The organism is Loktanella sp. S4079 (assembly GCF_000967725.1).
GTDB lineage: Bacteria > Pseudomonadota > Alphaproteobacteria > Rhodobacterales > Rhodobacteraceae > Yoonia.
Genome location: NZ_JXYE01000012.1, coordinates 24,330 through 49,033 on the forward strand (window position 1 = coordinate 24,330; position 24,704 = coordinate 49,033).

The following is a 24,704-nucleotide window of genomic DNA, read 5'->3' on the forward strand; positions in this document are numbered from 1 at the left end:
ATCAGCGTGCTCCGAACAGCCCTTGGGGGCGCCACAGCAAGACGACCAAGAAAATCGCAAATGTCGCGGCAAGCGTCAGACCGGGATCAATTGCAGTCGCCACAAAGGTTTCCAGCAGGCCTAGGGCCACACCTGCGATCAGCGCGCCTTTTACATTGCCGACGCCGCCCATGATCACGATGACAAGTGCCTTCATCGTAAAGACGACCCCATCGGTCGCCGAAAAAGTTTGATACATCGCTACGGATGCACCTGCGGTCACAGCGAGCGCGGTGCCAATCGCAAAACCTTGGCGTGCGACCTTGTTGACGTCGATGCCGACCAGCGGTGCTGAACCGGGGGTCAGGGCCACGGCCCGCATCACGAGGCCCCAGCGAGTTTTGGCTAGTGCCAGCACCAATGCGCCGCCTGCGACAACACAAATTCCGAATGCAATCAATCGGTTAAGCGCGACCGACACGCCAAGCACGTTAATGCCGCGATCCAAGTAAGATATGGATGTGAAGTTCGCACCAAAGAACATCAACAGAAGGCCTTGTATGAGAAACAGCAGGCCAAAGGTCGCGAGAATGCTGTCCACCTCGAGCCGCCCAGCAGCGCCAGAGCGTTTCACCAAGGGCCGCATCATGACTTGATAAAGTGCCCAGCCCATCGCGTATCCGGCCGGCGCGATCAGCACCATCGCCAATAGCGGCGAGAGCGACAATTGCTGAAAAATGGCGACCAGAACAAAGGCGCCGACAAGCGTGAGCTCTCCGTAGGCCAGGTTCATGATCCTAGCGATGCCGTATTGTAAGGTAAGGCCCAAAGCGAGAAGCGCATAAGTGCTTCCCAGCACAAGGCCGAGGATAAGAGTCGTTAAGATCATGATATTTCTACTTACTTCGTCATGCACCACGGCGCATGAAGCGCCGCGGTACTTTGATTATATTACCACTCGGGCTTTGGGATGATCGGTGTGGATGCACCGTCGGCGTCTGCTGGATTAATCGCGCGGAAGGCGTCGCCTTGCCACTGACCGACCCACCACAGATCGCGCAGTTGGTTGCTTTCCAAGGTGACCTCGCCAATCACTGTGTCGAACGTGCCAGTGGAAATTTCCGCCGCCAGCGCCGCGTGGTCGAGTCCAACGCGCTCAATGGCTTGGGCCAGCATTTCGAGAGATGCATAGGTGATCGCTGAGGCCCAGCTATCTGGCGGATTACCGACAAACTCCGTGTGCTTGGCAAAGTATTCCTGAATTGCAGGGCTGTCAGCGTTTACACCACCAATGGCCATGACGCCCTCTGCCTTACCATCTGCGATACCCGGATAGATCGGGAATGCGCCGCCGACAGAAATGTAAAAGACCTTTGGGTTGTACCCCATCGACTGTGCCGTCTTGGTCATACCAAAGCTGCCGGGTGGGTAGGAAAAGGCGACAAAGCTGTCTGCGCCAGAACCCTGTGCCTCGCTCATGATGGCGGCAAAGTCTGACGTGCCAAGAGGATAGGTTTCGTCGTAGACCAATTCGAACCCTGCCTCTTCAAAGGCGGGCCGTGCCCCCGAGATCAGGTCGATGCCAAATCCATCGGCAACCGAGACAACGGCGACTTGGTTGTTGATTGTGCCGGCGTCGCGTGCTGCTGACAGAACATCAACCAGCCCGGCAGCGTAATCATGACCACCACCTAGCATCCAGAAACTGCGGTCCCAGCGTTCTGCAAATTCAGGGGCTTTGTCAGTAACCGCCGTTACGGCAAGCTGCGGGTAGCCAAAGCGCGCCATGAGTGGCGCAATCGCAAGGTTTGCGCCGGTGCCCCAAGGGGGCAGGATCAAATCCACCTCATCTTGCGACGCAAGCCGCTCAATGGAACGTACGAGATCTTGGTTCGAAGAGCGGTTGTCGTATTCAACGACTTCGATCAGGCGTTTCGACCCGTCAGGCATGGTCAGCCCGCCGGCTTTATTTACAGTATCGACCCACAGTTCATAATTGGGGATCGTGGTGATGCCTGCACCTGTCGCATTGGGCCCAGTGCGTGCGACGGCATAGCCGATGGATACAGTTTCGTCTTGGGCGAATGCCGGTGCGACGGACACAGCAACTGTTGATGCTGCAGCCAAAGACAGTGCGCGCAAGGATGCGCGCCGCGTAATACGTTTCATGATGTCCTCCCTTGTGGTCCGGTTTTCACCGAATCCATGTCTATCCAACCTCAGTTTTGATCGCGGAGGCCGAACTGGACAAAGCTTAGACTGTCGGATGATCCGCAATAAATGCACGTATGTGTTCAATATTTGTACTTTTGCTTGATCTGCCGGGCCGAATGCGGGACCAAGGCGACATGTTAGTCGCCTCAAAGAACCCACGCCGTGAACAACCCAGCGTACATCGGATCGAAAGCCCGTTGACGCGATCAGGCTATTCTCTGTTGTCCGGGCGCACACATATTATTCTGCTTTATGCTGGCATTGCGCAAATCGCGGACGATGATCAAATTTCCGCACGGCGCATCGTTTGGATGTCGGACGGCGGCAAAGAGCTTACTGTGGAATCTGGGGCGCGTGGCCGCATCCTGTCGATTCCGCAGGTGCTGTTGCTTCAGGCGCTGCCGACGACGCCGCTAGGCGATCAAATGCGGCAGACTATTGGTCGCGATTTGTCAGCGCCGCTAGAGATTGATGAAAAATTTACAGCTCTGATTGATGGATTTTCCAGCGAACGATTATCGTCAGAGCCAGGGTCGGAAATCGCACAGGCGCATTACTTGGGGCTGATCTTGGTGGAAATCTGGCGATTGGCGCGAACTCATATCGTGATGCGGGGTGGGGCACCCTATGGGTTGGCGGAACGATTTGTCCAATTGGCATCGCAACGTCTGCGCGAGCATTGGTCAATCGAACAATATGCCCATGCGCTAGACGTCAATCGTGACCGATTGGGGGCTGCGGTCAAGCGGTCAACAGGGCTGTCGCCGCAGGCCTATCTGCACCGCGCGCTGATCCGCGAGGCGATGGAGTTGCTGGCAAATACCGGGGCGACCGTCGGGCAAATCGCGTTTCGATTAGGCTTTGTCGATCCGGCATATTTCACGCGATTCTTTAAGCGGCAGGTTGGGGAAAACCCCGCAACATTCCGAAAAATACACAAAGTACAGGATGATGAGGCGCCGCAGTCGTTTGCCGCTTGGCCCTAAGTCAAACAGTATTGTGAACTGTTTCCGCGCAAAAGATAAATCCGATTAAAAAAGTCGGATTGACTTTGTTGATAAAATTGCTCAGGTAAGGTGGTGTCCCAATTTCAGAAAGTAGGGACGCGCCCGAAAAGGACCACCTGATGCGACAGGGATCAGAACAACCCAACACCAAATCCGCAGAGCGAGGGGCAAACCGCCCGGCACGCGCGGAGTTTGCAGACGTTCTGTATCAAACCTCTGCCTCTGAAGGTCTGAGTCTGGAATGGGTTTTTGATCGTTTTGAGCGCCAATGGGGACAAAGCTAATGTCTGTACATCCGTTACCACGCGCAAAAGCACCCGAGGCAAAGCAGCTACCGACCTACGCCGCAGAGGAACTGACCCAAGGCGAAGATCGTGCTCTGATTACGCTTGGTGATCAAACTTATATTTTGCGAATTACCCGCGCAGGCAAGCTGATCCTAACCAAATAGGCCAGCGATCGCCGTGGGCGGCGTTTCTACCTTTCTGTGACGACATGTTTTATCAAAGGAAAACTGTATGAAACCCCACTATCTGATTTCGACAGCGCTTGGGCTTGCTCTTGCGTCGCCTGCTTTGGCTGTTGAAAAGTCTGATGTCTTGAACACCTACGCGGATATCGCTGCGGCAAATTACGAAGACGCGCTTTTGACCGCCAAGACGCTGCAATCCGCTGTTGACGCATTGATTGCTGATCCGTCCGCCGAAGCATTGGAAGCCGCAAAATCTGCGTGGCTGGCTTCGCGTGTGCCTTATCAGCAGACAGAGGTTTTCCGCTTTGGCAACGCCATCGTCGACGACTGGGAAGGCAAAGTGAACGCTTGGCCGTTGGACGAGGGACTGATCGACTATGTTGATACGTCCTATGGTGGCGCGACAGACGAAAACGCATTTGCGGCGCTGAACGTTGTCGCCAATCCGACATTTACCCTGTCTGGTACTGAGATTGACGCAACAGCGATTACGCCAGAACTATTGGCAGAAACCCTGCACGAGGCAGATGGCGTCGAGGCAAACGTTGCCACAGGTTATCACGCGATTGAATTTTTGCTGTGGGGTCAGGATCTAAATGGTCATGATGCTGGTGCCGGCAGCCGCGCATGGACCGACTACGTCGCTGGCGACGACTGCACTGGCGGAAACTGTGATCGTCGCGGCGATTACCTAAAGGCGGCAACCGATTTGCTCGTCTCTGACCTAGAGTGGATGGCGGCGCAGTGGGTTGATGGTGGTGCAGCACGTGCTGAGCTGACAGAAACCGAAGCTGCTGGTATCTCGGCGATGTTGACTGGAATGGGTTCGCTTTCTTACGGCGAACAGGCGGGCGAGCGCATGCGCCTCGGTCTGATGCTGAATGACCCCGAAGAAGAGCACGACTGCTTCTCGGATAACACCCACAACAGCCACTACTACGACGGCCTAGGCGTACAGAACGTGTATCTGGGCGAATATGTCCGCGTAGATGGGTCTGTTGTGTCTGGGGCTTCACTATCTGATCTTGTGGCCGAAACTGATGCGGCGCTGGACGCAGAAGTGCAAAGCAAACTGTCTGCAACTATGCTCGCATTGGGCCGGATCAAGACCGCCGCTGAGGCAGGTTTCTCTTATGATCAAATGCTTGAGCGTGGTAACGACGCTGGCGAAGCGCTGGTTATGGGCGGCGTGAACGGTTTGATTGATCAAACGCGTTCGTTTGAACGTGTTGTCGCCGCATTGGGCGTTGATCAGATCGCATTCGAAGGTTCTGACAGTCTTGATAACCCGGATGCGGTTTTCGAATAGGAACTCGTTTTAAATCACATTAGAATAGGGCGGCGCTTCGATATGGGGCGCCGCCTTTTCTATGTCGGAGCCAAAATGCCAAAGACCCCTAGTCCCTGTATTGATGTGTGCAAGTTCAAGCGCGAAGGCCATTGTATCGGCTGTTCGATGACAAAGGCGCAAAAATCGATCTTTAAGAAGCTCAAGAAAGAAGACCAGCGCGCGGGTTTTGTCAAAATGCTGATGGCTCAGCAGGACGTAATGGGGAAATATGCGGGTTGGAAAATCGCCTACGCACGCAAGTGCAATAAAAAAGGCGCCGAAGCGCCTTTCGAACTCGTTACCAACTCAATGCCTTAGGCAAGGTGAGAACGCAGGAACCACGCGAATTTTTCGTGTGTTTGACCGCGGGCAATGCACAGATCTTCGGTCAGCGTGTCACCGTGTGACGCAGCCAGTTCGCCGCATCCCGCCAGTGTCGCGGCAAGTGTTTCCTGTGCGTCGAGCATCATTTTGATCATTTCCTTATCGGTAGCTTTGCCTTCGAATTCGGAAACTTTGGACCGCTTGATCATGCCTGCAAGTGTACCTTCGGCATGCGCGTCAATTGCTTTGATGCGCTCAGCAAGGTCGTCTTGGGCGACAAAGTGGTCTTCGTAGATTTTTTGGAACAGGTCGTGCAATGGGCCAAAAGCCATGCCTGTCACGTTCCAGTGAAAGTTCTGCGCAAGCATGGTTGTAACTGCAGTTTCGGCGACTGTCTGGTTCAGTGCTTCTGCGATTGCTGCTTTTGCGTCGGTGCTAAGAGTGATGGCAGTCTGTGTCATGTCAGTTCTTCCTGCGATACTAAAAATAAGTGCTGGCTGGCGAAAAGCTGGCTTGCTTATCACCTTATTTATAGCACTTTTTGTAAAAGCCAAGAACTTTTTAGAATTATTCTAAACTTGAGAGAATTGCTCGGAAATTCCCTTGATTAGAAAAGCTATATGACGTTGGTGTTCGCGCGGTACACGTGACCGAACGAGGAATGAAAAACTATCGCCGTCACCACGCTTAATCGCACTCAAAGCCTGTACGAGCCATGCTTCGTCAAAGGAAATCTCCTCGGTTCCGGGGCGGAAAAACGTGGTTGTCCGACTCGTTACCTGGCGCAGGCATTTGATCAGCGCGCGGGCATGGGCATCTCGTGCCGTTTCGGGTTGGGTCGAAAGCAAGGCGCAAGCCTTGAACAAGTCCATCTGTGCAGCGACCCGGCATTCCAATGCGATCACGCGCAACGCATTCAACACGTCACGCCATTGTGCTGCCATGTCAGGTTGTTTGGGTTCCGCAGAGGGCGTCGCATCAGCGATGGGACGTGCCACCATGTCGCAGATCAGGTTTGGTTTTGCCATCAAAAGTGACTCGCGCTTTCTGAATTCCGACTATAACTATCAGAAATCTCCGGGGTTAGAAAGACATCTCGTGCGCCGTTTTGCCATAAATCTGAGTTTAATTGTTGGTTTTTCACCCGTGGCGGGCCTTGCCGGGGTGCTGGATGAGCCGCATTTGAATATTATCCCGCGTACAGAGGCGGAAATTGCCCGAATCCAAGCAGTGACCATGTTGACGACGGATTTTTCAGCAGCGGCACGTTTTGAAGAACGCTCTGCTGGTGCCGCCACGGTCCGTGCGCGGGCGGACGCAGATGCATTTTCGCAGTCCTCGGCCAATATTAGCTTTGAAGACGAGCTGACCTTTAAGGTTGGAAATGGATTTTTCCGCAAATTATGGGTGTCCTCGCCGTCATCGACGTTGGCGTCGGATGGGTTGGGGCCGCTTTACAATGCGCGATCTTGCCAGCGTTGCCATCTCAAGGATGGGCGCGGGCATACTCCAGAAGGACCAGACGACAGCGCAGTTTCACTTTTCTTGCGGGTTTCGATCCCCGGTGACTTTGACGCCAAGCTTGCCGATATCGAAGATTACATCGCGACGCTTCCAGAACCGACCTATGGCGAGCAGCTTCAGGATTTTGCGATTCAGGGGCATAAAGCAGAGTATCGGCTGGATGTTTCCTACGAAGAAGAAATCGTGACGCTTTCAGAGGGCGAGACCGTCAGCCTGCGCCGCCCTACCTATCAGGCGGCTAATTTAGGCTACGGCCCCATGCATCCTGACACGATGTTCAGCCCGCGCATCGCGCCGCAGATGATTGGCCTCGGACTGCTCGAGGCGATCCCAGCGGCGGATATCGTGGCGCTCGCGGACCATGAAGATCTGGATGGGGATGGGATATCTGGCCGACCGAATATCGTTTGGTCTGTTGAATATGATCAGCCGATGCTGGGGCGTTTCGGATTAAAAGCAGGGACGCCGACCGTGCGCCATCAGTCTGCGGCTGCCTTTTCTGGGGATATCGGCATTTCATCGCCCCTGTTTCCCAATGGGGCAGGAGAGTGCACAACCAATCAGCCAGCTTGTCGTGATGCATTGCATGGTGATGGTGACCTGCGCGTGACTGAAGTCGATGACGAGGGGCTTGAATTGGTGACATTCTACAGCCGAAACCTTGGCGTGCCCGCCCGCAGGGACGTCTCGGACCCGCAGGTTTTGCGTGGTAAACAAGTCTTTTATGAAACTGGATGCGTATCGTGTCATCAACCGAGCTTTGTCACGCATCGCCTCGCGGACAGACCAGAGCAGAGCTTTCAACTGATATGGCCATACTCTGACATGCTGCTTCACGATATGGGCGAGGGGCTAGCGGATCACCGCCCCGAGGCGCGGGCAACAGGGCGCGAATGGCGGACGCCGCCCTTGTGGGGCATAGGTTTGACCGAGCAAGTCAGCGGGCACACCTATTTCTTGCATGATGGCCGCGCCCGCAGCCTGCTAGAGGCGATTATGTGGCACGGTGGCGAAGCTTCCAGCGCCCGCGATACTGTGGCTGAGATGTCCAAAGCCAAACGCGATGATCTTATTCGATTTTTGGAGAGCCTATGAAACGCTTCGTGATAAGTTTTTGTATTTCCATAGGTTTGGCAGTGCCAGTTGCCGCGCAGCCGCTTGCGACATTGACCAATGATGCCGTGAATAATCATGTGATCCCAGCCTACGATCAATTGGCGTTGACGTCCGGCGCGCTGGCTGCGGCGGCGGTTGAAGATTGCGATCCAGCGTCGGACGCGTTGCGTGCGGCATATCATTCTGCCTTTGATGCGTGGGTCGCGGTGAGCCATCTTCGCTTCGGCCCAAGCGAAGTTGATGACCGCGCGTTTGCCTTGGCTTTTTGGCCCGATAGTCGCGGTGTCACGCCTCGGGTGCTGATGGGCCTCATCGCGGACCAAGACCCAATCGGGCAAAGTGCCGCAGATTACGCCGAAATGTCTGTTGCAGCGCGCGGATATTATGCGCTTGAGTTCATGATGTTTGACGAGGCTATCAGCAATTCAGGTGATACAGGCTATCGTTGCCAATTGGTCCAAACCATTACCGCTGATATTGCGGCCACGACCGCTGCGATCAATGCGGATTGGAATGCCTATGCTGCTCTGCTCTTAACCCCGACGGCAGATGGTGTTTACCGCACAGATGAAGAGGCTGCCCAAGAACTGTTCAAAGCGCTGTCTACTGGGCTAGAATTTCTCTCCGATACGCGGTTGGGGCGACCGCTGGGCAGTTTCGATCGACCGCGCCCCAAACGTGCCGAGGTTTGGCGGTCTGGTCGTTCTGCACGTCATGTTCAGGTGGCGTTGAGTGCGCTTCATGATCTCGCGGGCCGGCTCGCTGGCGAAGATGAACAGCTATCAGATCGTTTGGATCGCGCATTTGGTGTCGCCCAAGATCGCCTATTAGAACTGGATGATCCGATCTTTGCGGGCGTTAGCGATCCGACACAGCGGTTTGCGATTGAGATATTACAACAGAACGTAAATGCCATTCGCACGATTGTCCGCGATGAGCTTGGTCCAAAATTGGGTGTCGCAGCGGGGTTCAACGCTTTGGATGGTGACTAAATGACCAATCGGCGACAGTTTTTAGCGGGGCTGTTGGCGACGGGCCTTGCGCCTAGCCCAACATGGGCCGATGCCGGATCACCAAGCTATCTATCAGCCGCCGCATTGCCCGAAGGGGGCTATGTACTCTGTGGTATTGGTGCGCAGGGCGATGTTCTGTTTCAAATCCCTCTCCCCGATCGGGGGCATGCCGCAGCGGCGCATCCTTCACGGCCAGAGGCAGTGGCCTTTGCGCGTCGCCCCGGCACATTTGCGGTGGTGATCGACTGCATTGGAGGAAAACCAAAGGCGGTCATGACTGCCCCAGAAGGGCGCCATTTCTACGGGCACGGTGCATTTTCCAAGGATGGAAATTGGCTCTATACGACGGAAAACGACTATGAGGCTGGCGCGGGGTGCATCGGTGTCTGGGATGTTCGCGCGGGCTATGTCCGCATCGACGAATTCGCGAGCGGTGGGATCGGCCCGCATGAAATTAAACGAATGCCGGGGCAAGACGTACTGGTGGTCGCGAATGGCGGCATTGATACGCATCCCGATAGTGGGCGCACAAAACTGAATATCGCGACGATGGCACCAAACCTCGCTTATGTCTCAGAGGGTGGGCTGCTGGAAATCGCGCAGTTCCCGCATGACATGCACAAGAACTCGATCCGGCACATTGATATCGCGCCTGATGGGCGGGTTGGATTTGGAATGCAATGGCAGGGCGACGGTGAGCCTGCGGCCTTGGTCGGGCTACACCAGCGCGGTGCCGATATCCAATTGCTTACGGCACCGGCCGAACGGCAAAGGGTGATGCAGGGCTACGTTGGCAGCGTCGCATTTGATCACAGCGCGACCAAAGTCGGGGTAACGTCGCCGCGTGGCGGCGTTGTTCAAATATTTGACGCCGCTGCGGGCGCGTTTGAACAAGAGTTCGTGATCAGTGATGCTGGCGGGATCGCAGCACACCGTGACGGGTTCATTGTGACGACGGGTCACGGCGAATTGGGTCAGGTCACAAACGACCAGCTTTCATTAGGTGTGCGACGGCCGCTGGCATGGGATAACCATGTTGTTCCGATCAAAGTTTAAACATGCTATAAATTCGACGGCTTCTTGCCATGATCGCAGCACGTGACTAGATCAGCGTTGCCGCCCAAGCCCTTATGTGGCATGAAACTGTAAAATACTGAACGAAAGAGTTTAGATCGTGACAGACTATGCACCCCGCCGGACAATGATGGTTGACACGCAAGTGCGCCCTTCTGACGTAACGAAGTTCCCAATCATTGATGCGATGCTTTCTGTTCCGCGCGAACAATTTGTTCCCGATAACCTGCGCGAAGCTGCTTATGTCGGTGAAAATCTCGATATTGGCGATGATCGTGTGCTGCTTGAACCGCGGACATTGGGCAAAATGCTGGACGCGCTTGATATCCAGCCTAATCACGTCGCATTGGATATTGGTTGCGGATTGGGCTATTCGACGGCAATTCTGGCAAACCTTTGTGATTTCGTCGTTGCGGTCGAAGATACCGAACAGCGCGCAGAAGAGGCACAAGCGCTTCTTTCAGGGCAGGGTGTCGATAATGCCGCAGTTATGACGGGTCCTTTGGCGGATGGGTCTGAAAAATCTGGCCCCTATGATATCATCATGATCGAAGGTGGTGTGCAGTCCGTGCCCGAGGCATTGCTTGGGCAGCTTCGTGAAGGCGGACGGATTGCATGTGTCTTTGCCGAGGGGAACCTTGGCGTTGTACGTGTCGGTCACAAGTTGGACGGTTCGATCCATTGGCGTTTTGCATTTAACGCAAGTGCGCCATTATTGGCAGGTTTTGAAAATACGGCAGAATTCGCACTCTAAAGCGTTGAAATTACAGGCGCAGTGCAAACCAAAAAGTGAGTGAGATAAAATGATCAAACGCAAAGGGTTCGCTGCAATTGCGGTGGTGGTCTCGATTATTACGGGGCAGGCGACACAGGCCGAGACGCTATCAAGCGCGCTGACGGCCGCCTATACTAACTCTGGGTTGCTGGAACAAAATCGCGCGCTGCTGCGTGCCGCGGACGAGGATGTCGCACAGGCAGTCGCCGCTACTTTGCCCGTCATTAACTGGTCCATTTCCGCATCGAGTTCGATCAACAACGCGTTGCCGCCCTCACAACGTGAGGCGACCAATAGCGCAATTGCGGCGATCAGCGGTAGTTTGACACTGTATGACGGCGGATCAAACCGTTTGGCCATTGATGCCCAAAAAGAATTGGTGCTGAGCACACGCCAATCCCTGCGCGGGGTAGAGCAAGACGTGCTGTTGCGCGCCGTGCAAGCCTATATGAACGTGCGCCGCAATCAGGAATTCGTGCAGCTACGCGAAAGCAATATTCGCGTGATCACCCAAGAATTCCGCGCCGCACAGGACCGTTTCGAAGTAGGCGAAGTCACCCGTACAGACGTTGCATCAGCAGAGGCACGTTTGGCTTCTGCACGTAGCTTGTTGGCGTCAGCACAGGGTGCGCTTGTGCAATCTATCGAAGAATACATCGCTGCGATTGGGCATGCGCCGTCCGGTCTGCCAGCCGTATCACCTGCGCCCGTCTCGCAAACAGTGGGTGATGCCAAAGACTTTGCCGTGCGCAATCACCCGAGCGTACTTGAGGTTCAACACTCTGTCTCAGCGGCCGAGCTGAACATCCGTCGTGGTGAAACTGCGGTCATTCCTTCGGTGTCGCTTGATGGGTCGATATCGACGAACCAAGACTCTGTCGAAGCTGCACAAATCGGTATTAGCGTCGGCGGTCCAATTTACGCAGGCGGCCAAATTGCCAGCGTCATGCGTCAGTTGATTGCAAGTCGTGACGCAGCGCGCGCTGGGCTGCATCTGACCATGTCATCTGTCGAGCAGCAGGTCGGTAACGCCTATGCCTCGCTTCAGATTGCACGTGCGGCGCGGTTGGCCTCTGATCGTCAGATCAGTGCGGCACGTGTCGCATTCGACGGTGTCCGCGAAGAGGCGACATTGGGATCACGAACAACGCTGGACGTTTTGAACGCCGAACAAGAATTGCTCGACGCCGAAGCAAACCGGATTTCTGGTCAAGCTGACGAAGTGATTGCATCATATGCTGTCTTGGCTTCGATGGGGCTATTGACGGCAGAGCACTTGAACCTGCCCGTCCAGCAATACGACCCGACCGCCTACTACAATATGGTCAAAGACTCGCCGCCATTGCTGTCAGAGCAGGGCCGTTCGCTGGATCGCGTGTTGCGCGCAATCGGCGAAGAATAAGCAACCTGTTGTTTACACCCTCGTTTTCCGCTACCCTTTTCGGTGTGGATGGCAAGCGAGGGACACATCATGTCGAACACGGCGCGAACAGGAAATGTTGACGACGCTTTGTTGAAATCGGTGCGCAACCTTGTGGCTGTGCGCCGAAACGAAGAAGAGGGTGAAACCCCAGATCGTTTGCTTTTGACACCTGCGTTGCGTGTTGACGTCGAAACGCATGAACAAGCGCCCGCAGAGCCTGAAATTACTGAGGAACCAGAGTTCCGTCACGCTGATGAAGTCAGCAAGATCCTTGTTCTCGAACCCACCAAACGCGCGGATCGCGCAGGGCTAGAGGCCACCATCGCAGAGCTGGAAGCTGCCGTCACATCCCAATCCGAAGACTGGGAAGCAGACGAAGGCGAGAATTTTGATGATACCGCTTGGGCCGCCAGCGCGTTCCAATCGCGCATTCTTGATTCGTCAGAAATTCAGAACACGCCGCCGCTGATCCTTGAAACCATCGAGGATGAGCAGGAAGTCGCTGACGAACAAAGCCCCTCTGTTGGTATCGACGAAGACGCATTGCGCGCCCTTGTAGTCGAGATCGTTCACCAAGAGCTAAGCGGTGAATTAGGCGAGCGGATTACGCGGAACGTGCGTAAACTTGTCCGTCGCGAAATTAACCGCGTGCTTGTGGCCAAGGGCCTCGATTAAGCTTGGATAGGGCTGGCAAGTGACAGCAGCTTATCTATATCCATATGTGTTTCCAGATGATCAGCGAGCGCGTCTAGCGTGTCTTCGACGCTGTCTGCGTAGTTGTGGGCGCTGACGGCCTTTCCTAGGCGCGACAGATAAGCTGTGCGGAACGCATCTGCATCAAATAGCCCATGCAGATAGCAACCCAAGATTTGCCCGTTCTTTGACGATGCTCCTTCGGTGCGGTCGCCAATAGAGAGCCACCCGTTTTCCGTATCTGGCCCGGTTGTTTCGCCAAGGTGGATTTCATAACCGCTGACTTCATCCCCAGTCGGCAGGTAGGTGGCGGTGGTCCGCGCGAGCCGTTTTTGGGGCTTCATCGTTGTCACAACATTTAGCAGGCCAAGTCCGGCAACGCGGCAAGGTGGCCCCTCGATCCCGTCGGTGTCTATCACTTCGGTGCCGAGCATTTGGTATCCACCGCATATGCCCAATACATGCCCGCCACGACGAACATGCGCGGTCAGGTCGATGTCCCAACCTTGGCGTCGAAAATCTGCGAGATCTGCGATGGTTGATTTAGAGCCGGGGATCACAATGAGATCCGCGCCGCCGGGCAGGGGGCGCCCAGGTTGAATAACTTCGACGCTAACACCGGGGGTCGCGGACAGCGGGTCGAGGTCGTCAAAATTCGCAATCCGGTTCAAACGCGGAACAGCGATTTTAATGTCGCCGCCTTTGTGGCTGGCGATATCCATCACATCCTCGGCAGGTAGACGCCACGCATCTGCGAACCATGGGATCACACCTAAGTCTGCCCAGCCGGTGCGTTCTGCGATGGTTTCCATTCCCTTCGCGAATAGGCTGGTATCCCCACGAAATTTGTTGACGGCGAACGCTTTGATCAAGGCGCGGTCATCGGCGGGCAAAACGGCATGCGTGCCAACAAGCTGCGCGATCACACCGCCTCGGTCGATATCGCCGATAAGTGCGACGGGTACGTTGGCGGCCTCGGCAAAGCCCATATTAGCGATATCGCCGTCGCGCAAGTTAACCTCCGCGGGGCTACCGGCACCTTCGATGAGCACCAGATCAGCGCCTTTCGCGATACGGTAAAAGCTGTCGAGTACAGCAGGCAGAAGCTGCCCCTTTTGCTTCCCGTAGTCGCGGGCCCTGAGCGTGGCAAAGCGTTGCCCCTGCACAATGACCTGAGCGCCTGTGTCGGTCTCGGGCTTTAGCAGTACAGGGTTCATATCGACGAGCGGCTCACGCCCACATGCGCGGGCTTGTAGTGCCTGTGCGCGCCCGATTTCACCACCGTCTGCTGTAACGGCTGCATTGTTCGACATGTTCTGCGGCTTGAACGGGGCGACTGATAGGCCACGCCGAACGCAAGCGCGCGCAATGCCGGCGACCAACATGGATTTACCCACGTTTGACCCAGCGCCTTGGATCATGATTGCTCTTGTCATCGGACCTCGCTTTTGGGCGACATTAGTGCCGCGAAAACGAAGGTAAAAGCACAAATGAAAACGCAGCCCCGAAGAGCTGCGTTTTCATCAAATTATTACGTTCTACCGCGCAAAGGTCACGCAGCGCGCGCTTCCTGTTCGGCCGCGTTGCGACGTTCGCTTTCTTCACGTGACAGGGCAACAGAGGTACGAACCCCCTTGCCAACGAACTCCATCAGGCCTTCGACAACGCGTTCGTTCGGGTCGATGCCAGCACAAGACAGTACCTCGCGACCATCGCGAGAACGCGCCCAACGTGCGATTTGTTCGGGGCCGTTACCGTATTTTTTGTCATCAGCAATGGCGTCATCAAGTGCGGCGAGTACGACAGCAGCAAACAACTTACGAGCACGGTTCCCTTGTTCGTTATTAAACGCGGTACCGTCGACGAAATCTCTCATCATGCTTCCTTCTTATTGCTCTTGTAGTCCCCGAGTGAACGGCAATATGCATATTTGAACCTGATTCGGGGGTTCTGTTTTGGAATGGCAGCCATGCATTTGATGCATAGCTGGCCGTTGTCTTTCGCATTCTTGCGTGATCTTGCCAGCTCACCACTGTGGATATATAGGCTTGGCCCAGCATCAATCAACCTTTTCTTTAACGCGAAACGAAATGACCCATGCCCAAAATCAACGGTAACGAAATTCGTCCAGGCAACGTACTGGAACACGAAGGTGGCCTATGGGCCGCAGTCAAAATTGATCATGTGAAGCCCGGTAAGGGTGGCGCCTTTGCACAGGTTGAACTTAAGAACCTGCGTGATGGTCGCAAGTTGAATGAACGCTTTCGGTCTGCCGACAAGGTTGAGCGCGTCACGCTAGAGCAAAAGGACCAGCAGTTCCTCTTTGAGGCGGACGATATGCTGACCTTTATGGATACGCAGACATTCGATCAGATCGCATTGCCCGCAGATATCCTGGGCGACCGCCGCCCATTCCTGCAAGACGGTATGACCGTGCAGATCGAATACTTTGGCGAAGAAGCGCTGAACGTGACCCTGCCACAAAAGGTCGTCTGCAAAGTGGCCGAGACCGAGCCTGTCGTGAAGGGTCAAACTGCTGCGAACAGCTTTAAACCAGCTATCTTGGATAACGGCGTGCGTGTGATGATCCCGCCTTTCGTTGGCCAAGACGAGAGCATCGTGGTGAATACCGAGATTTTCGAATACGTCGAACGCGCCTAAGTGCGATCCCGATAAAAGCAAAGGCCGCCATCCATGGCGGCCTTTTTTGTTTGATGTTAGTTTTCTTCGGCAACAAGAATTCCGGCTATATCGACACTCGTGCTGCCACCAGTTGCCGATCCGTCTGCTAAGCCGAGCAGACTATCTTCCAATAGCACTGCTTCGAAACTAGTTGCGATCGACGTTGTTGTACCCGAATTGATTCCAAACATTTCTGTGGACGGTGTCAGCGTTCCATTAAGTTCACCGACAATTTGCGCGTCTCCTGATCCGGCTGTGCGGTCGATGATACCGTCGTCAAGAGTTAGCTGACCTCTAACAGTTGGTAGATCCGCGTCTTCATCAGTTACCTGTTCTGCATAGACAAAATCGCCGACTTGGCCGGTAGCAGTGTTCGTCCCGAACGAGACATCGATGTTCGTTTGTCCAAATAGAACGCCAGTTTCCGCTTGGTCGACGAACAAAATGACCCCAGAGTATCGCGAGCTACCGGACGTTGGTATGTCGGCCGTGGCGATTGGGGTGTCATTATCGATGATCGCAGCGATGTTTTGCGCTTGAGAGGAAATATCTGCATATGACATCCCGCTTTCTGAGGAGCTACAACCTGTTATCCCGGTAAAAATAAGGAGTAGTCCTGCCGTGCGCTGAATGGCGTTTGTCATCTATTTGTCCCTTTAAATTTTAGACGAAATACAATTTTTTCAATAAGCTAACGTTAGCGACCTGATGCGTCTAGGTGTATTCTAGACTTTCCTTCACGTAAGTATGTTGTCGCTTAGTCGGTCGTATTAACCCTAGGCTCGTAGCTAAGCGGCACTTCATTTGCAAATAACGTCCCGCCACTTCGGTCGAAACGTAGGTATGCGATGGCTTGGTTGCCGGATTGGGTGTAGATGGTGCCGACCTCTTTGCCGTCGGCGTTCATAATTGGTGTTCCGCAGTCAATTGGACCATTTGTTGTCACCCGGGCCAGGCCTTTGCGCAGGGTTGTTTTGTGCTTCATCCGCGCGACGATTTCTTGCCCGACGTAGCAGCCTTTCTTGAAATCCACACCATTGAGCGCCTCGAATCCCGCCTCGAGAATATAGGTGTCGGCCGTCAGTTCGATGCCGGTTTCAGGGATCAAATGTGCGACACGCAGGGCATCCCAATCGGTATTATCGCTTTGATCGGTTTCCCCATAGTGACGCCAACCCATCTGTGCTGTGCGGGGGTCAGGTAATGCGCCAACGGGCGCAGTTCCTGTTCCGCGTGAGACGATGATCTGTGTTTCATCTATCGCGACATCCGCGCGCAGGCGGTACATGCCCAGCCGTTGAGCGAGGGTAGGGGCCAGTGACGCTGCAACATCAATCAGTAGACGGTCTTGCTGCCCGATGACAAAGAAGTCCGCGATATATTTGCCCTGCGGTGTCAGCAGCGCGGTGTAGACAATGCCTGACGCTGCTTTTTCGACGTCGTTCGTAACCAACCCCTGAAGAAACGAAACGCGGTCTTTGCCTGTGATCGATAGAACAGTGCGCTTAGTCATCAGTGTCACTTTCAGATTGCGAGAATTGGAGATTGTATAGATCGGCATAAAGGCCGCCGCGTTCAAGAAGAGCGTCGTGCGTGCCTTGGTCAACAACACGACCGTGGTCCATCACAACAATGGAGTCCGCATTGCGCACGGTCGATAGGCGGTGGGCAATCACAAGCGTTGTGCGCCCTTTCGCTAGCCGTTCAAGCGCATCTTGCACGATCGCTTCGGATTTCGTGTCGAGCGCACTGGTTGCTTCGTCAAGCAGCAGGATCGGCGTATCACGAAGAAGCGCGCGGGCGATGGCAACGCGCTGGCGTTGACCGCCGGACAGGTTGGAACCACGCGGCCCGGCAGGGCTATCTAGCCCATTTGATAGCTTTGGTAGGAAATCAGTGACGTGAGCAGCGTCGAGTACCTTCTTAAGCTGTTCGTCGCTGACATCGGTGCGTCCCAGCAAAATATTGTCGCGCAGTGTTTCATCAAACAATGCTGCGTCTTGGTTTACGACGGAAAACATGCCGCGCAAATCGCTTAGGGCGAAATCATTGATCGAGGTGCCGTTAATTGTCACTTGCCCAGAGGAGGGTTCGACTAACCGTGTTAGGACGTTAAAAATAGTGCTTTTCCCCGCACCAGATGCCCCAACCAGTGCGGTTGTCTGTCCTGCTTTTGCGACGAATTTCGTACTCCGCAGCACTGGCAAATCACCGTAGCTCATTTCGACTTGATCTAGTGCGATTTCAGGCGATCCTGCCGTGATTGGTTTCGGCTGAGCCGGAGATAGGATCGTGGGCTTGAGGTTTAGCACTTCTTGTAGACGCTCAACGCTAGCTGCAGCCATCTGCCATTGCCCGCTCATCTGTCCTAGGCGGCGCAAGGGATCAAATGCCAGAGACATGGCAGTAAAGAACGACATGAATTCGCCGTTTGTCTTTTCGCCAGAGATAATCTCGGCACCGCCGTAGAGCATAACGCCCATAAAGCCCAAGCCTGTCATAATATCAATCAGTGCGGGCACAGCGGCTTGGCCTGCGGCAGTCCGCATATTGGCTTTGACACCCTTGCGGATCAGATCATCGTAGCGCTCTGCTTGGTAGTCTTCCAAAGCGTTCAGCTTGATTGGGTTAATCCCATGGAACACTTCGTCCAAGCGGGTGGAAACCCGGCCAGCAATTTCGCGTGCATTGCGCGAACGCCGACGAATGTAGGCCTGCACAAGCAATGAAGGCATCACAAGAACCGGAATGCCGATGATCGCAATCAGCGTCCACCGCCAGTCGATCCACAGGGCCACGCCAAACAGACCGATGAGCGAAATCAAATCGCGGCCAAGGGCGGTTATGATGCTGCTCCAAACCGAGTTGATAGAGCCAACATCGCCCTGCACGCGTTCGATCAACTGCCCGGGCGGGTGCGATTGATAAAAGTTGCTATCGAGGGTCATCAAATGCCGCAACAGATGCTTGCGCATATCAGCCGAGGTCAGTTGCACAACCAAGTTCATAATGAGCCGCTGGCCGGATGATGTTACCGCACGAATGATAAAGATGGCCAAAATACCAAAGGCCACGATATAAAGTGCTTTCTGGTCTCCGGCGGCGAAAACATCATCAAACATGGGCTGCACCATGCGTGACAGCAGCGCGAGCATCGATCCTTCGATTGCCATGAAAAACAGCGCCGCAACCAAAAGCCACTTGTGCGGGCGCAGGTAATCCTTCCAGAGCCACCAAAACAATGTGACGGCGGATTGGGGTTTGTTTGATTTTCGCGTAGCGGATGGCGCAGGCATCGCGTTTCTTTCAATATGATTTTTCAACGGTCTAATCGCAAAACTGTGGCCGGGGCAAGTTTGCTACGCTTGACCTTGGCTTTCGGGGCGATACTGTCCGCTCGTAACCACTATCGAAAGCATACCAATGTCCTTGTCTCATGGTCGCCCTTATTTGGCGATTCCTGGCCCATCTGTCATTCCAGATGTGGTCTTGCAGGCGATGCATCGCGCCTCACCCAACATTTACGAAGGCGAATTGCACGCGGTCACCCAAAGCCTGATCCCTGATCTGAAATCTGTTGCGATGACTGATCATCATGTCGCGATTTATATCGGAAACGGTCATGCCGCGTGGGAGGCCGCACTATCGAATGTGATCGCGCCGGGGGATACGGTTCTTGTGCTGGCAACCGGTCGGTTTGGTATTGGCTGGGGGGAAATGGCCACCGGGCTGGGCGCTTCAGTTGAGACCATCGATCATGGCGCACAGTCGCCGATTGACCTTGGGCGGCTAGAGGAACACCTCAACGCGGATAAAGCCGGGCGGATCAAGGCTATCTTGGCCGTGCACGTCGATACCTCGACCAGCGTTAAGAGCGACATCGCGGGCGTACGCGCGGTTCTGGACCGAACAGGGCACAATGCTTTGTTGATGGCGGATTGTATTGCCTCGCTGGGCTGCGATCGGTTTGAAATGGACGCCTGGGGCGTGGACGTGATGGTGTCTGCCTGTCAAAAAGGCTTGATGACCCCAGCCGGCATTAGTTTCGTCTTTTTCAACGATAAGGCAGATGCAGCACAGCCAGCCAAAGTGTCACGTTATTGGGACTGGCGTCCGCGCAAAGACCCGGCAGTCTATTACCAATACTTCGCGGGAACAGCACCGACCCACCATCTTTATGGACTACGCGCAGCATTGGACTTGGTTAAATCCGAAGGGTTGGATGCGGTTTTCGCACGCCACGCGAAAATTGCCCAAACAGTGTGGGCGGCGATTGAAACCTGGGGCACGGCCGGTCCGATGGCATTGAATGTCGCAGATCCAGCACATCGTTCACATGCTGTGACGTCAATTGCTATGGGCTCTGCCGTTGGACAGCAATTGCGCGCATGGACCGAAGAAAAATGCGGCCTGACCCTAGGGATCGGGCTTGGTCGTGACCCAGAAGAGGCCTATTTCCGTATCGGCCACATGGGCCACGTCAGTGGTCACATGATGATGGGAGCACTGGGCGCGATCGACGCGGGGCTAAAAGCGCTCAACATTCCACACGGGCGCGGCGCGCTCGAGGCTGCATCAGAAGTAATCGCGTCTGCGTAAAAGCAGCTAACGAAGAGCGATGTAACGTCGCTCTTCGTGTCGTATGACTGGTGCGCGGATACGTTGGATCTCAGGGTGGTGTGCTGCGCCAGATGTATAGATTTTAGTCGCGTGCCTTTTGCAGCGCGACGGGGAGCGCTTTTGCGAGAGAATCCATTTGTTCGTCCGTACCGCAGCTCACGCGGATGCAGCGGTCTTGTGGCGCGACAAAAGGCATGCGGACGAATATGCCTGCTTCAACGAGGGCGGCCAGTACATGTCGCGCGAAATCGCCGGTTTGACCGCAGTCGATCGTGACAAAGTTCGTTGCTGAGGGCAGGCAGCTTAGCCCGTTATCGGCCGCAATCTTATTGATATGTTCGCGCGATTGGCTGACCTGAGATTTAATATGCGCGAGCCACTCTTGATCGTGTAGGGCCGCAAGCGCCCCAGCTTGACTTATCCGACACATGCCAAAGTGATTGCGGACCTTGTTGAAGCCGTTGATTACGTCCGCCTCACCAATGGCATAACCAACACGAGCGCCCGCCATGCCGTATCCTTTGGAAAAGGTGCGCATGCGGATTAAATTCGGATTGTCTACCTGCATTTCTGGGGCCGTGCCGTCGGGGGCCAATTCTATATATGCCTCGTCCAAAACAAGCATACAGCCATCGGGAATGCGGGCGATCATCCGGTTAATAACATCAGCCGTATGCCAAGTTCCCATCGGATTATCCGGGTTCGCAATGTAAATCAGCTTCGCGCCGACCTCGCGAGCCTTTTCGATGAGCGCGTCTGGGTCTTCGTGGTCATTAACATAGGGAACTTTGTGCAATTCGCCGCCAAACCCGGCGACGTGGTAGTTGAACGTCGGGTACGCACCGTCCGAGGTGACGACCGCATCGCCTTGCCCGACGTAGAGCCGCACCAAAACGCCCAAAAGCGTATCAATGCCTTCGCCGACCATGATGTTGTTTGGCGCAACGCCATGATGCGCGGCGAGCGCATGACGCAGATCGTGGCTCTCTGGGTCGCCGTACATCCATACATCGCAGGCCGCCGTTTGCATTGCGGCGATTGCCTTGGGCGAGGGGCCAAAGCTGTTTTCATTCGCACCAAGGCGGGCGATGAATGGCTTGCCGCTCGCGCGTTCCTGCGCCTCTGGTCCAACAAAGGGAACGGTGGCAGGTAAGGATTGGGCGAGGGGGGTAAGTACAGGCTTTGTCATGGCGGCTAGATAAGCCGGGCCTTGAAATTTATGCAATCGTGATTATTTGAGAATCATTCGCAACAGGAGGGTTTCGAATGAAGCTATCAAGACGTGGGTTCCTCGCTAGCACCAGTGCCGCGGTTGCAGTGCGTGCCGTACAACAAGTTGCCACCAAGACCGGTGGACGGCGTGTCTTGACCTTGGTCTACGACAAGGCATTGGGGATGATGCGCGCGGTTGAACGCGTGGTGCCTTAGGGCCGTATTCGAGTTAACTGAGTGATGGTTCTTCGGGCGCAAAAGTTCGAAAAATGCCCTGATAAATTCCTTTCAAGGGTGTACGTTCTGATGTGCCAATAATCAGTATGTAATTTGATTATTTTTGTCGGATTACGCGGTGGATCTCATAAACGATTTCGTGGTGCTGTATTATATTTTGCTGCACAACTATAGGTGTATTGAGTGTCAGGTCATTCGGTGAGGGAACCTATCCTTCCGTATATACTCATGTGTGCATAAATTCATGACTATCAGGTATAATGGTGCCTTATTGTTCGCATGAAAGTATAGGTTTTTTATTCATTTTTGTATAAAGTTATATGTTTTTCAACAGATTATAGTGAAATCTGATTGCTTGATAAAATTTATTTCCGATAGAAGTTATCGGAATACTATGCCGCATTAATGACATAATTGCCCAATTATTGCCATTTGAATTGCCTTTGAGCAGATGCAAAAACTCTCCTTAGGGAAGAAAATTGTCGCTCCATCTCAGTCACAGGTGTGAAATTTTTATCCCTCGGGAGGAGTGGATTTTGCAGAAATTTAGGGCCGGTTGTCCTTCTTAGTCTGCGATCAAATACCTCTCCCGTGTTGTAACGATTTTTGGGTATCCAACGACGCCCGTCTGCATATGAGAGAGTTGATGATTTATCGACGTGGCAACGAGTACTCCGAACTACAAGCGTTAGTTACGCGCGTGCAGTTGTGGAGCCCATTTACCAGTTGCCCCGTGTGTTCACACGCTGTCCCGATCACGCAGGATATGGTTAACGAGTACCTCTCATATAGACGCCCCAAGACACTGACCTTGCCGCCTGAGGCGCAGATGCCAAAGCGCCGACGGCGACGCCGACCAGAGGTCACCTCGAGATCCGACCAAGCCCGTCCCCAGCCAGCTATCCCCGTTTTCTTGAAAGAGTGCGTATCATGATGAAACTATCAAAATTGAGTGCCGTTCAGATGCTGCTTCACTCATGCGCCTCTGTTGTGAAATCTGCTCTTCGGGCAGTTTTTGTGTTTGTGCTGCTGTCATTTGTGTCTATCGCACTGCCCAATGATCCGACTGGGTTTGTATCTGCAGCCTTTGCGCAGAACGCAGACGGGGATGCGCTTTCCGATGTTTTTGATACCGACGACGATAATGACGGTATCCGGGATGGGGACGAAGGGGGCACAGCGACCGCTTATGTTTACGCCCCAAATGGCGGCGATATTCAGGCGATCCGGGACACAAATGCCAGCGGCGCGCCCGTGCTGCTCCCGCTGGCAATCGGTGGAAACGCTTCGTTGCCGGCTGGAGGGGTCAATCTGCGTTGGACCAGCGGTGGCGGTGGCTGGGACAATGGTTGGGGGCTCTTTTCTCCGCCAGTGAACCCAATGAATGTGAACCTGCTAGGTGTCGATACAACGATTCAAACGCCCTATATTGATATTGTTGGTGATCTACCGCGAACGTTCTCGCTCGACTTTGGCGCCTCGGCCCAAGCAATTAGTACCGGCACAAGTCAATTTGTCTATCTGTTAGGTGTCGCGGGCCTATCGGGGGAGGACGGTGGCCCCACTGAATTTATCACCGATGTTCAAATGACGACTGTCGCGTCTGGCGTTGCGTTTAACTGGTTGGCCCCGCCGCACCAGTATTCTCTTCTGAATGGCGTTGAATCGAACCAAACTGGTCTGACCGGCAATGTGATTTCTACAAATACGTTCAGTTCAGACGGCGACATCCGAAACAGCCCCATTGATCAATACACCTTCTACGCTTTGCCAACATCGACAAGCTTGGTAAACGTGACGATCAATCAGCCTAATCCGGCAAGCCGCGACCAGTTCGGCTTTATCTTTGCTGTTGTTGAGCTCTCTGCGCCCGACACCGACGGAGATAATATCGCGGACACACGCGATCTGGATTCCGACAACGACGGCATTAGCGACATCTACGAAGCAGGATCCGCCGCTGTTCTGGCACTTGACGCAAACGGTGACGGCACGATTTCTCCCTCCGAGAGCGCGGACACTGACAACGATGGTTTGGCCAACGGTGTCGAAGCAATATTCGGCTCGGATACAGGCGTGACGCCTGCCAATAGTGACGGTGACAACCCGGCCAACTTCCGCGACCTCGACAGCGATAACGACGGTATCCCAGATGCCGTCGAGGGGCGTGCGACTTCAGGCTACGTCGCTTACACCACACCCGTCGGAGATGCGAGCGACAGCGATAACGACGGTGTTCTCAATATCTTTGACACGTCCTTTGCATTTGGCGGGACGATTGCGACCTTCAACGCGCCCTATGATGACGCCGACGATAGCGATGGAATACCTGATTTCCTTGATGATGATAGTGACGGCGATACGGTGTTGGATAGCGCTGAATCTGGAACAATCGCGCCCCCGTCATATGCAGATCCGGATGGAGGCGTCACAACGACCTATGCAGATATGCAAAACGATCAGGGTAACCTGAACGAAGTCGATTTCCGCGCCCTAGAAGCTGCGGGCATCACGGTGACCAAGGCTGCGACATTTAATGATGGTGGCGATGGTCAAGCTGACGTGAACGATACAATCACCTACAGCTTTGTTGTCACTAACGTGGGCGATAGTAACCTGGCAAACGTCACGGTGACTGATCCCAACGCGTCAATGTCTGGCGGTCCGATCCCGTTGTTGACACCTGGTCAAAGCGATACGACAACGTTCACCGCAACATACTCTCTGCAACAAACCGACATTGACGCTGGCAGTTTTGCGAATACCGCGACGGCCTCGGCAACAACACCTTCTGGCGGTACCGTCAGCAGTTTGTCAGATGATCCAAATAATCCGGCTGATGTCGATGGAGATTTGGATGGCTACCCTGATGATGAGACAGTCGTAAACTTAACTGCGGCCCCTGCGATCAGCCTTGTGCTGACGGATGATACCTCTGGTCTGTCCAGCCCTGTGGCTGCGGGCGATGTGGTGAGCTACACTTACACTGCCACCAACGACGGCAATGTG

The 24,704-nt window shown here is 54.4% G+C and carries 25 protein-coding genes; 15 read left to right on the forward strand and 10 right to left on the reverse strand.

Annotation, left to right across the window (positions count from 1 at the left end; translation table 11 throughout):
* Nucleotide 1 precedes the first annotated feature (1 nt).
* A complete protein-coding gene (locus TW80_RS16700) occupies nt 2–868 on the reverse strand; it encodes a branched-chain amino acid ABC transporter permease (protein WP_045998605.1) in 867 nt (288 codons plus the stop codon).
* Between the two features lie 62 nt (nt 869–930).
* The gene (locus TW80_RS16705) at nt 931–2,148 is read right to left on the reverse strand and encodes an amino acid ABC transporter substrate-binding protein (RefSeq protein WP_045998606.1); all 1,218 of its coding nucleotides are present in this window, start codon (nt 2,146–2,148) and stop codon (nt 931–933) included.
* Between the two features lie 179 nt (nt 2,149–2,327).
* Between TW80_RS16705 and TW80_RS16710 the strand changes: the two genes are divergently transcribed.
* From TW80_RS16710 to TW80_RS16720, 5 genes are all read left to right on the forward strand, one after another.
* The gene (locus TW80_RS16710) at nt 2,328–3,179 is read left to right on the forward strand and encodes a helix-turn-helix domain-containing protein (RefSeq protein ID WP_162197197.1); all 852 of its coding nucleotides are present in this window, start codon (nt 2,328–2,330) and stop codon (nt 3,177–3,179) included.
* A gap of 140 nt (nt 3,180–3,319) precedes the next feature.
* The gene (locus tag TW80_RS18180; protein WP_157033322.1) at nt 3,320–3,484 is read left to right on the forward strand and encodes a hypothetical protein; all 165 of its coding nucleotides are present in this window, start codon (nt 3,320–3,322) and stop codon (nt 3,482–3,484) included.
* Nucleotides 3,484–3,651 carry a hemin uptake protein HemP gene (gene hemP / locus TW80_RS17800; protein ID WP_071210186.1) on the forward strand — a complete coding sequence of 56 codons (168 nt, stop codon included), beginning with the start codon at nt 3,484–3,486 and terminating at the stop codon, nt 3,649–3,651. Before TW80_RS18180 ends, hemP begins: the two co-directional genes overlap by 1 nt.
* Before the next feature lie 67 nt (nt 3,652–3,718).
* Nucleotides 3,719–4,981: an imelysin family protein gene (locus TW80_RS16715; RefSeq protein WP_045998608.1), complete on the forward strand. Its 1,263-nt coding sequence runs from the start codon at nt 3,719–3,721 to the stop codon at nt 4,979–4,981.
* Nucleotides 4,982–5,056: 75 nt separating this feature from the next.
* Nucleotides 5,057–5,320 (forward strand): DUF1289 domain-containing protein, encoded by a 264-nt coding sequence (locus tag TW80_RS16720; protein WP_045998628.1) that lies wholly within the window; start codon nt 5,057–5,059, stop codon nt 5,318–5,320.
* Here the strand turns inward: TW80_RS16720 and TW80_RS16725 are convergent.
* Together TW80_RS16725 and TW80_RS16730 are read right to left on the reverse strand one after the other, a co-directional pair.
* Nucleotides 5,317–5,787, reverse strand: a complete 471-nt coding sequence (locus tag TW80_RS16725; RefSeq protein WP_045998609.1) for a Dps family protein — start codon at nt 5,785–5,787, stop codon at nt 5,317–5,319. The two genes, TW80_RS16720 and TW80_RS16725, sit on opposite strands and share 4 nt — an antisense overlap.
* 111 nt (nt 5,788–5,898) lie before the next feature.
* On the reverse strand, nt 5,899–6,354 hold the full coding sequence (locus tag TW80_RS16730) for a hypothetical protein (RefSeq protein ID WP_239450579.1): 456 nt from the start codon (nt 6,352–6,354) through the stop codon (nt 5,899–5,901).
* Between the two features lie 70 nt (nt 6,355–6,424).
* Here TW80_RS16730 and TW80_RS16735 point away from each other — a divergent pair, with 70 nt between their 5' ends.
* The 6 genes from TW80_RS16735 to TW80_RS16760 all read left to right on the forward strand — a co-directional run bounded on the left by TW80_RS16735 (nt 6,425) and on the right by TW80_RS16760 (nt 12,926).
* Entirely contained in the window at nt 6,425–7,945 is a 1,521-nt protein-coding gene (locus TW80_RS16735) for a di-heme oxidoreductase family protein (RefSeq protein ID WP_446720142.1), read from the forward strand.
* Entirely contained in the window at nt 7,942–8,958 is a 1,017-nt protein-coding gene (locus tag TW80_RS16740; protein WP_045998611.1) for an imelysin family protein, read from the forward strand. Before TW80_RS16735 ends, TW80_RS16740 begins: the two co-directional genes overlap by 4 nt.
* Nucleotides 8,959–10,035 (forward strand): DUF1513 domain-containing protein, encoded by a 1,077-nt coding sequence (locus TW80_RS16745; protein WP_045998612.1) that lies wholly within the window; start codon nt 8,959–8,961, stop codon nt 10,033–10,035.
* Nucleotides 10,036–10,153: 118 nt separating this feature from the next.
* Nucleotides 10,154–10,807, forward strand: coding sequence for a protein-L-isoaspartate O-methyltransferase family protein (locus TW80_RS16750; protein ID WP_045998613.1), 654 nt, complete (start codon nt 10,154–10,156; stop codon nt 10,805–10,807).
* Between the two features lie 49 nt (nt 10,808–10,856).
* Entirely contained in the window at nt 10,857–12,230 is a 1,374-nt protein-coding gene (locus tag TW80_RS16755; RefSeq protein ID WP_045998614.1) for a TolC family outer membrane protein, read from the forward strand.
* Between the two features lie 69 nt (nt 12,231–12,299).
* Nucleotides 12,300–12,926 (forward strand): hypothetical protein, encoded by a 627-nt coding sequence (locus tag TW80_RS16760; protein WP_045998615.1) that lies wholly within the window; start codon nt 12,300–12,302, stop codon nt 12,924–12,926.
* Here the strand turns inward: TW80_RS16760 and TW80_RS16765 are convergent.
* Both TW80_RS16765 and TW80_RS16770 read right to left on the reverse strand, forming a co-directional pair.
* Nucleotides 12,923–14,380, reverse strand: coding sequence for a cobyric acid synthase (locus tag TW80_RS16765; RefSeq protein WP_045998616.1), 1,458 nt, complete (start codon nt 14,378–14,380; stop codon nt 12,923–12,925). The genes TW80_RS16760 and TW80_RS16765 overlap by 4 nt on opposite strands.
* Nucleotides 14,381–14,496: 116 nt before the next feature.
* On the reverse strand, nt 14,497–14,820 hold the full coding sequence (locus TW80_RS16770) for a DUF6280 family protein (RefSeq protein ID WP_045998630.1): 324 nt from the start codon (nt 14,818–14,820) through the stop codon (nt 14,497–14,499).
* Between the two features lie 221 nt (nt 14,821–15,041).
* Here TW80_RS16770 and efp point away from each other — a divergent pair, with 221 nt between their 5' ends.
* Nucleotides 15,042–15,605 carry an elongation factor P gene (gene efp / locus TW80_RS16775; protein ID WP_045998617.1) on the forward strand — a complete coding sequence of 188 codons (564 nt, stop codon included), beginning with the start codon at nt 15,042–15,044 and terminating at the stop codon, nt 15,603–15,605.
* 56 nt (nt 15,606–15,661) lie between these two features.
* On the opposite strand, the gene TW80_RS16780 is transcribed toward efp, so the two are convergent.
* The 3 genes from TW80_RS16780 to TW80_RS16790 all read right to left on the reverse strand — a co-directional run bounded on the left by TW80_RS16780 (nt 15,662) and on the right by TW80_RS16790 (nt 18,922).
* A complete protein-coding gene (locus tag TW80_RS16780) occupies nt 15,662–16,270 on the reverse strand; it encodes a hypothetical protein (RefSeq protein WP_157033323.1) in 609 nt (202 codons plus the stop codon).
* A 113-nt stretch (nt 16,271–16,383) separates the two neighbouring features.
* Complete coding sequence (gene ygfZ / locus TW80_RS16785) at nt 16,384–17,139, reverse strand: CAF17-like 4Fe-4S cluster assembly/insertion protein YgfZ (RefSeq protein WP_045998619.1); 756 nt, start codon at nt 17,137–17,139, stop codon at nt 16,384–16,386.
* Nucleotides 17,132–18,922 (reverse strand): ABC transporter ATP-binding protein, encoded by a 1,791-nt coding sequence (locus TW80_RS16790; protein WP_045998620.1) that lies wholly within the window; start codon nt 18,920–18,922, stop codon nt 17,132–17,134. Before TW80_RS16790 ends, ygfZ begins: the two co-directional genes overlap by 8 nt.
* Before the next feature lie 127 nt (nt 18,923–19,049).
* Here TW80_RS16790 and TW80_RS16795 point away from each other — a divergent pair, with 127 nt between their 5' ends.
* Nucleotides 19,050–20,225, forward strand: a complete 1,176-nt coding sequence (locus TW80_RS16795; RefSeq protein ID WP_045998621.1) for a pyridoxal-phosphate-dependent aminotransferase family protein — start codon at nt 19,050–19,052, stop codon at nt 20,223–20,225.
* A gap of 103 nt (nt 20,226–20,328) precedes the next feature.
* On the opposite strand, the gene TW80_RS16800 is transcribed toward TW80_RS16795, so the two are convergent.
* Nucleotides 20,329–21,435 carry a pyridoxal phosphate-dependent aminotransferase gene (locus TW80_RS16800; protein WP_045998631.1) on the reverse strand — a complete coding sequence of 369 codons (1,107 nt, stop codon included), beginning with the start codon at nt 21,433–21,435 and terminating at the stop codon, nt 20,329–20,331.
* A 77-nt stretch (nt 21,436–21,512) separates the two neighbouring features.
* On the opposite strand from TW80_RS16800, the gene TW80_RS16805 reads away from it, so the two are divergent.
* Together TW80_RS16805 and TW80_RS16810 are read left to right on the forward strand one after the other, a co-directional pair.
* Nucleotides 21,513–21,674 (forward strand): hypothetical protein, encoded by a 162-nt coding sequence (locus TW80_RS16805; RefSeq protein WP_045998622.1) that lies wholly within the window; start codon nt 21,513–21,515, stop codon nt 21,672–21,674.
* A 951-nt stretch (nt 21,675–22,625) separates the two neighbouring features.
* A partial coding sequence (locus TW80_RS16810; RefSeq protein ID WP_045998623.1) for a DUF7507 domain-containing protein occupies nt 22,626–24,704 on the forward strand: 2,079 nt, incomplete at its 3' end.

Excerpts from the sequence above, each read along its gene's own strand:
- TW80_RS16700 (WP_045998605.1), bottom strand. The coding sequence starts at position 868 with ATGATCTTAACGACTCTTATCCTCGGCCTTGTGCTGGGAAGCACTTAT.
- TW80_RS16705 (WP_045998606.1), bottom strand. The coding sequence starts at position 2,148 with ATGAAACGTATTACGCGGCGCGCATCCTTGCGCGCACTGTCTTTGGCT.
- TW80_RS16710 (WP_162197197.1), top strand. The coding sequence starts at position 2,328 with ATGTTAGTCGCCTCAAAGAACCCACGCCGTGAACAACCCAGCGTACAT.
- TW80_RS18180 (WP_157033322.1), top strand. The coding sequence starts at position 3,320 with ATGCGACAGGGATCAGAACAACCCAACACCAAATCCGCAGAGCGAGGG.
- hemP (WP_071210186.1), top strand. The coding sequence starts at position 3,484 with ATGTCTGTACATCCGTTACCACGCGCAAAAGCACCCGAGGCAAAGCAG.
- TW80_RS16715 (WP_045998608.1), top strand. The coding sequence starts at position 3,719 with ATGAAACCCCACTATCTGATTTCGACAGCGCTTGGGCTTGCTCTTGCG.
- TW80_RS16720 (WP_045998628.1), top strand. The coding sequence starts at position 5,057 with ATGCCAAAGACCCCTAGTCCCTGTATTGATGTGTGCAAGTTCAAGCGC.
- TW80_RS16725 (WP_045998609.1), bottom strand. The coding sequence starts at position 5,787 with ATGACACAGACTGCCATCACTCTTAGCACCGACGCAAAAGCAGCAATC.
- TW80_RS16730 (WP_239450579.1), bottom strand. The coding sequence starts at position 6,354 with ATGGCAAAACCAAACCTGATCTGCGACATGGTGGCACGTCCCATCGCT.
- TW80_RS16740 (WP_045998611.1), top strand. The coding sequence starts at position 7,942 with ATGAAACGCTTCGTGATAAGTTTTTGTATTTCCATAGGTTTGGCAGTG.
- TW80_RS16745 (WP_045998612.1), top strand. The coding sequence starts at position 8,959 with ATGACCAATCGGCGACAGTTTTTAGCGGGGCTGTTGGCGACGGGCCTT.
- TW80_RS16755 (WP_045998614.1), top strand. The coding sequence starts at position 10,857 with ATGATCAAACGCAAAGGGTTCGCTGCAATTGCGGTGGTGGTCTCGATT.
- TW80_RS16760 (WP_045998615.1), top strand. The coding sequence starts at position 12,300 with ATGTCGAACACGGCGCGAACAGGAAATGTTGACGACGCTTTGTTGAAA.
- TW80_RS16765 (WP_045998616.1), bottom strand. The coding sequence starts at position 14,380 with ATGACAAGAGCAATCATGATCCAAGGCGCTGGGTCAAACGTGGGTAAA.
- TW80_RS16770 (WP_045998630.1), bottom strand. The coding sequence starts at position 14,820 with ATGAGAGATTTCGTCGACGGTACCGCGTTTAATAACGAACAAGGGAAC.
- efp (WP_045998617.1), top strand. The coding sequence starts at position 15,042 with ATGCCCAAAATCAACGGTAACGAAATTCGTCCAGGCAACGTACTGGAA.
- TW80_RS16780 (WP_157033323.1), bottom strand. The coding sequence starts at position 16,270 with ATGACAAACGCCATTCAGCGCACGGCAGGACTACTCCTTATTTTTACC.
- ygfZ (WP_045998619.1), bottom strand. The coding sequence starts at position 17,139 with ATGACTAAGCGCACTGTTCTATCGATCACAGGCAAAGACCGCGTTTCG.
- TW80_RS16790 (WP_045998620.1), bottom strand. The coding sequence starts at position 18,922 with ATGCCTGCGCCATCCGCTACGCGAAAATCAAACAAACCCCAATCCGCC.
- TW80_RS16795 (WP_045998621.1), top strand. The coding sequence starts at position 19,050 with ATGTCCTTGTCTCATGGTCGCCCTTATTTGGCGATTCCTGGCCCATCT.
- TW80_RS16800 (WP_045998631.1), bottom strand. The coding sequence starts at position 21,435 with ATGACAAAGCCTGTACTTACCCCCCTCGCCCAATCCTTACCTGCCACC.
- TW80_RS16805 (WP_045998622.1), top strand. The coding sequence starts at position 21,513 with ATGAAGCTATCAAGACGTGGGTTCCTCGCTAGCACCAGTGCCGCGGTT.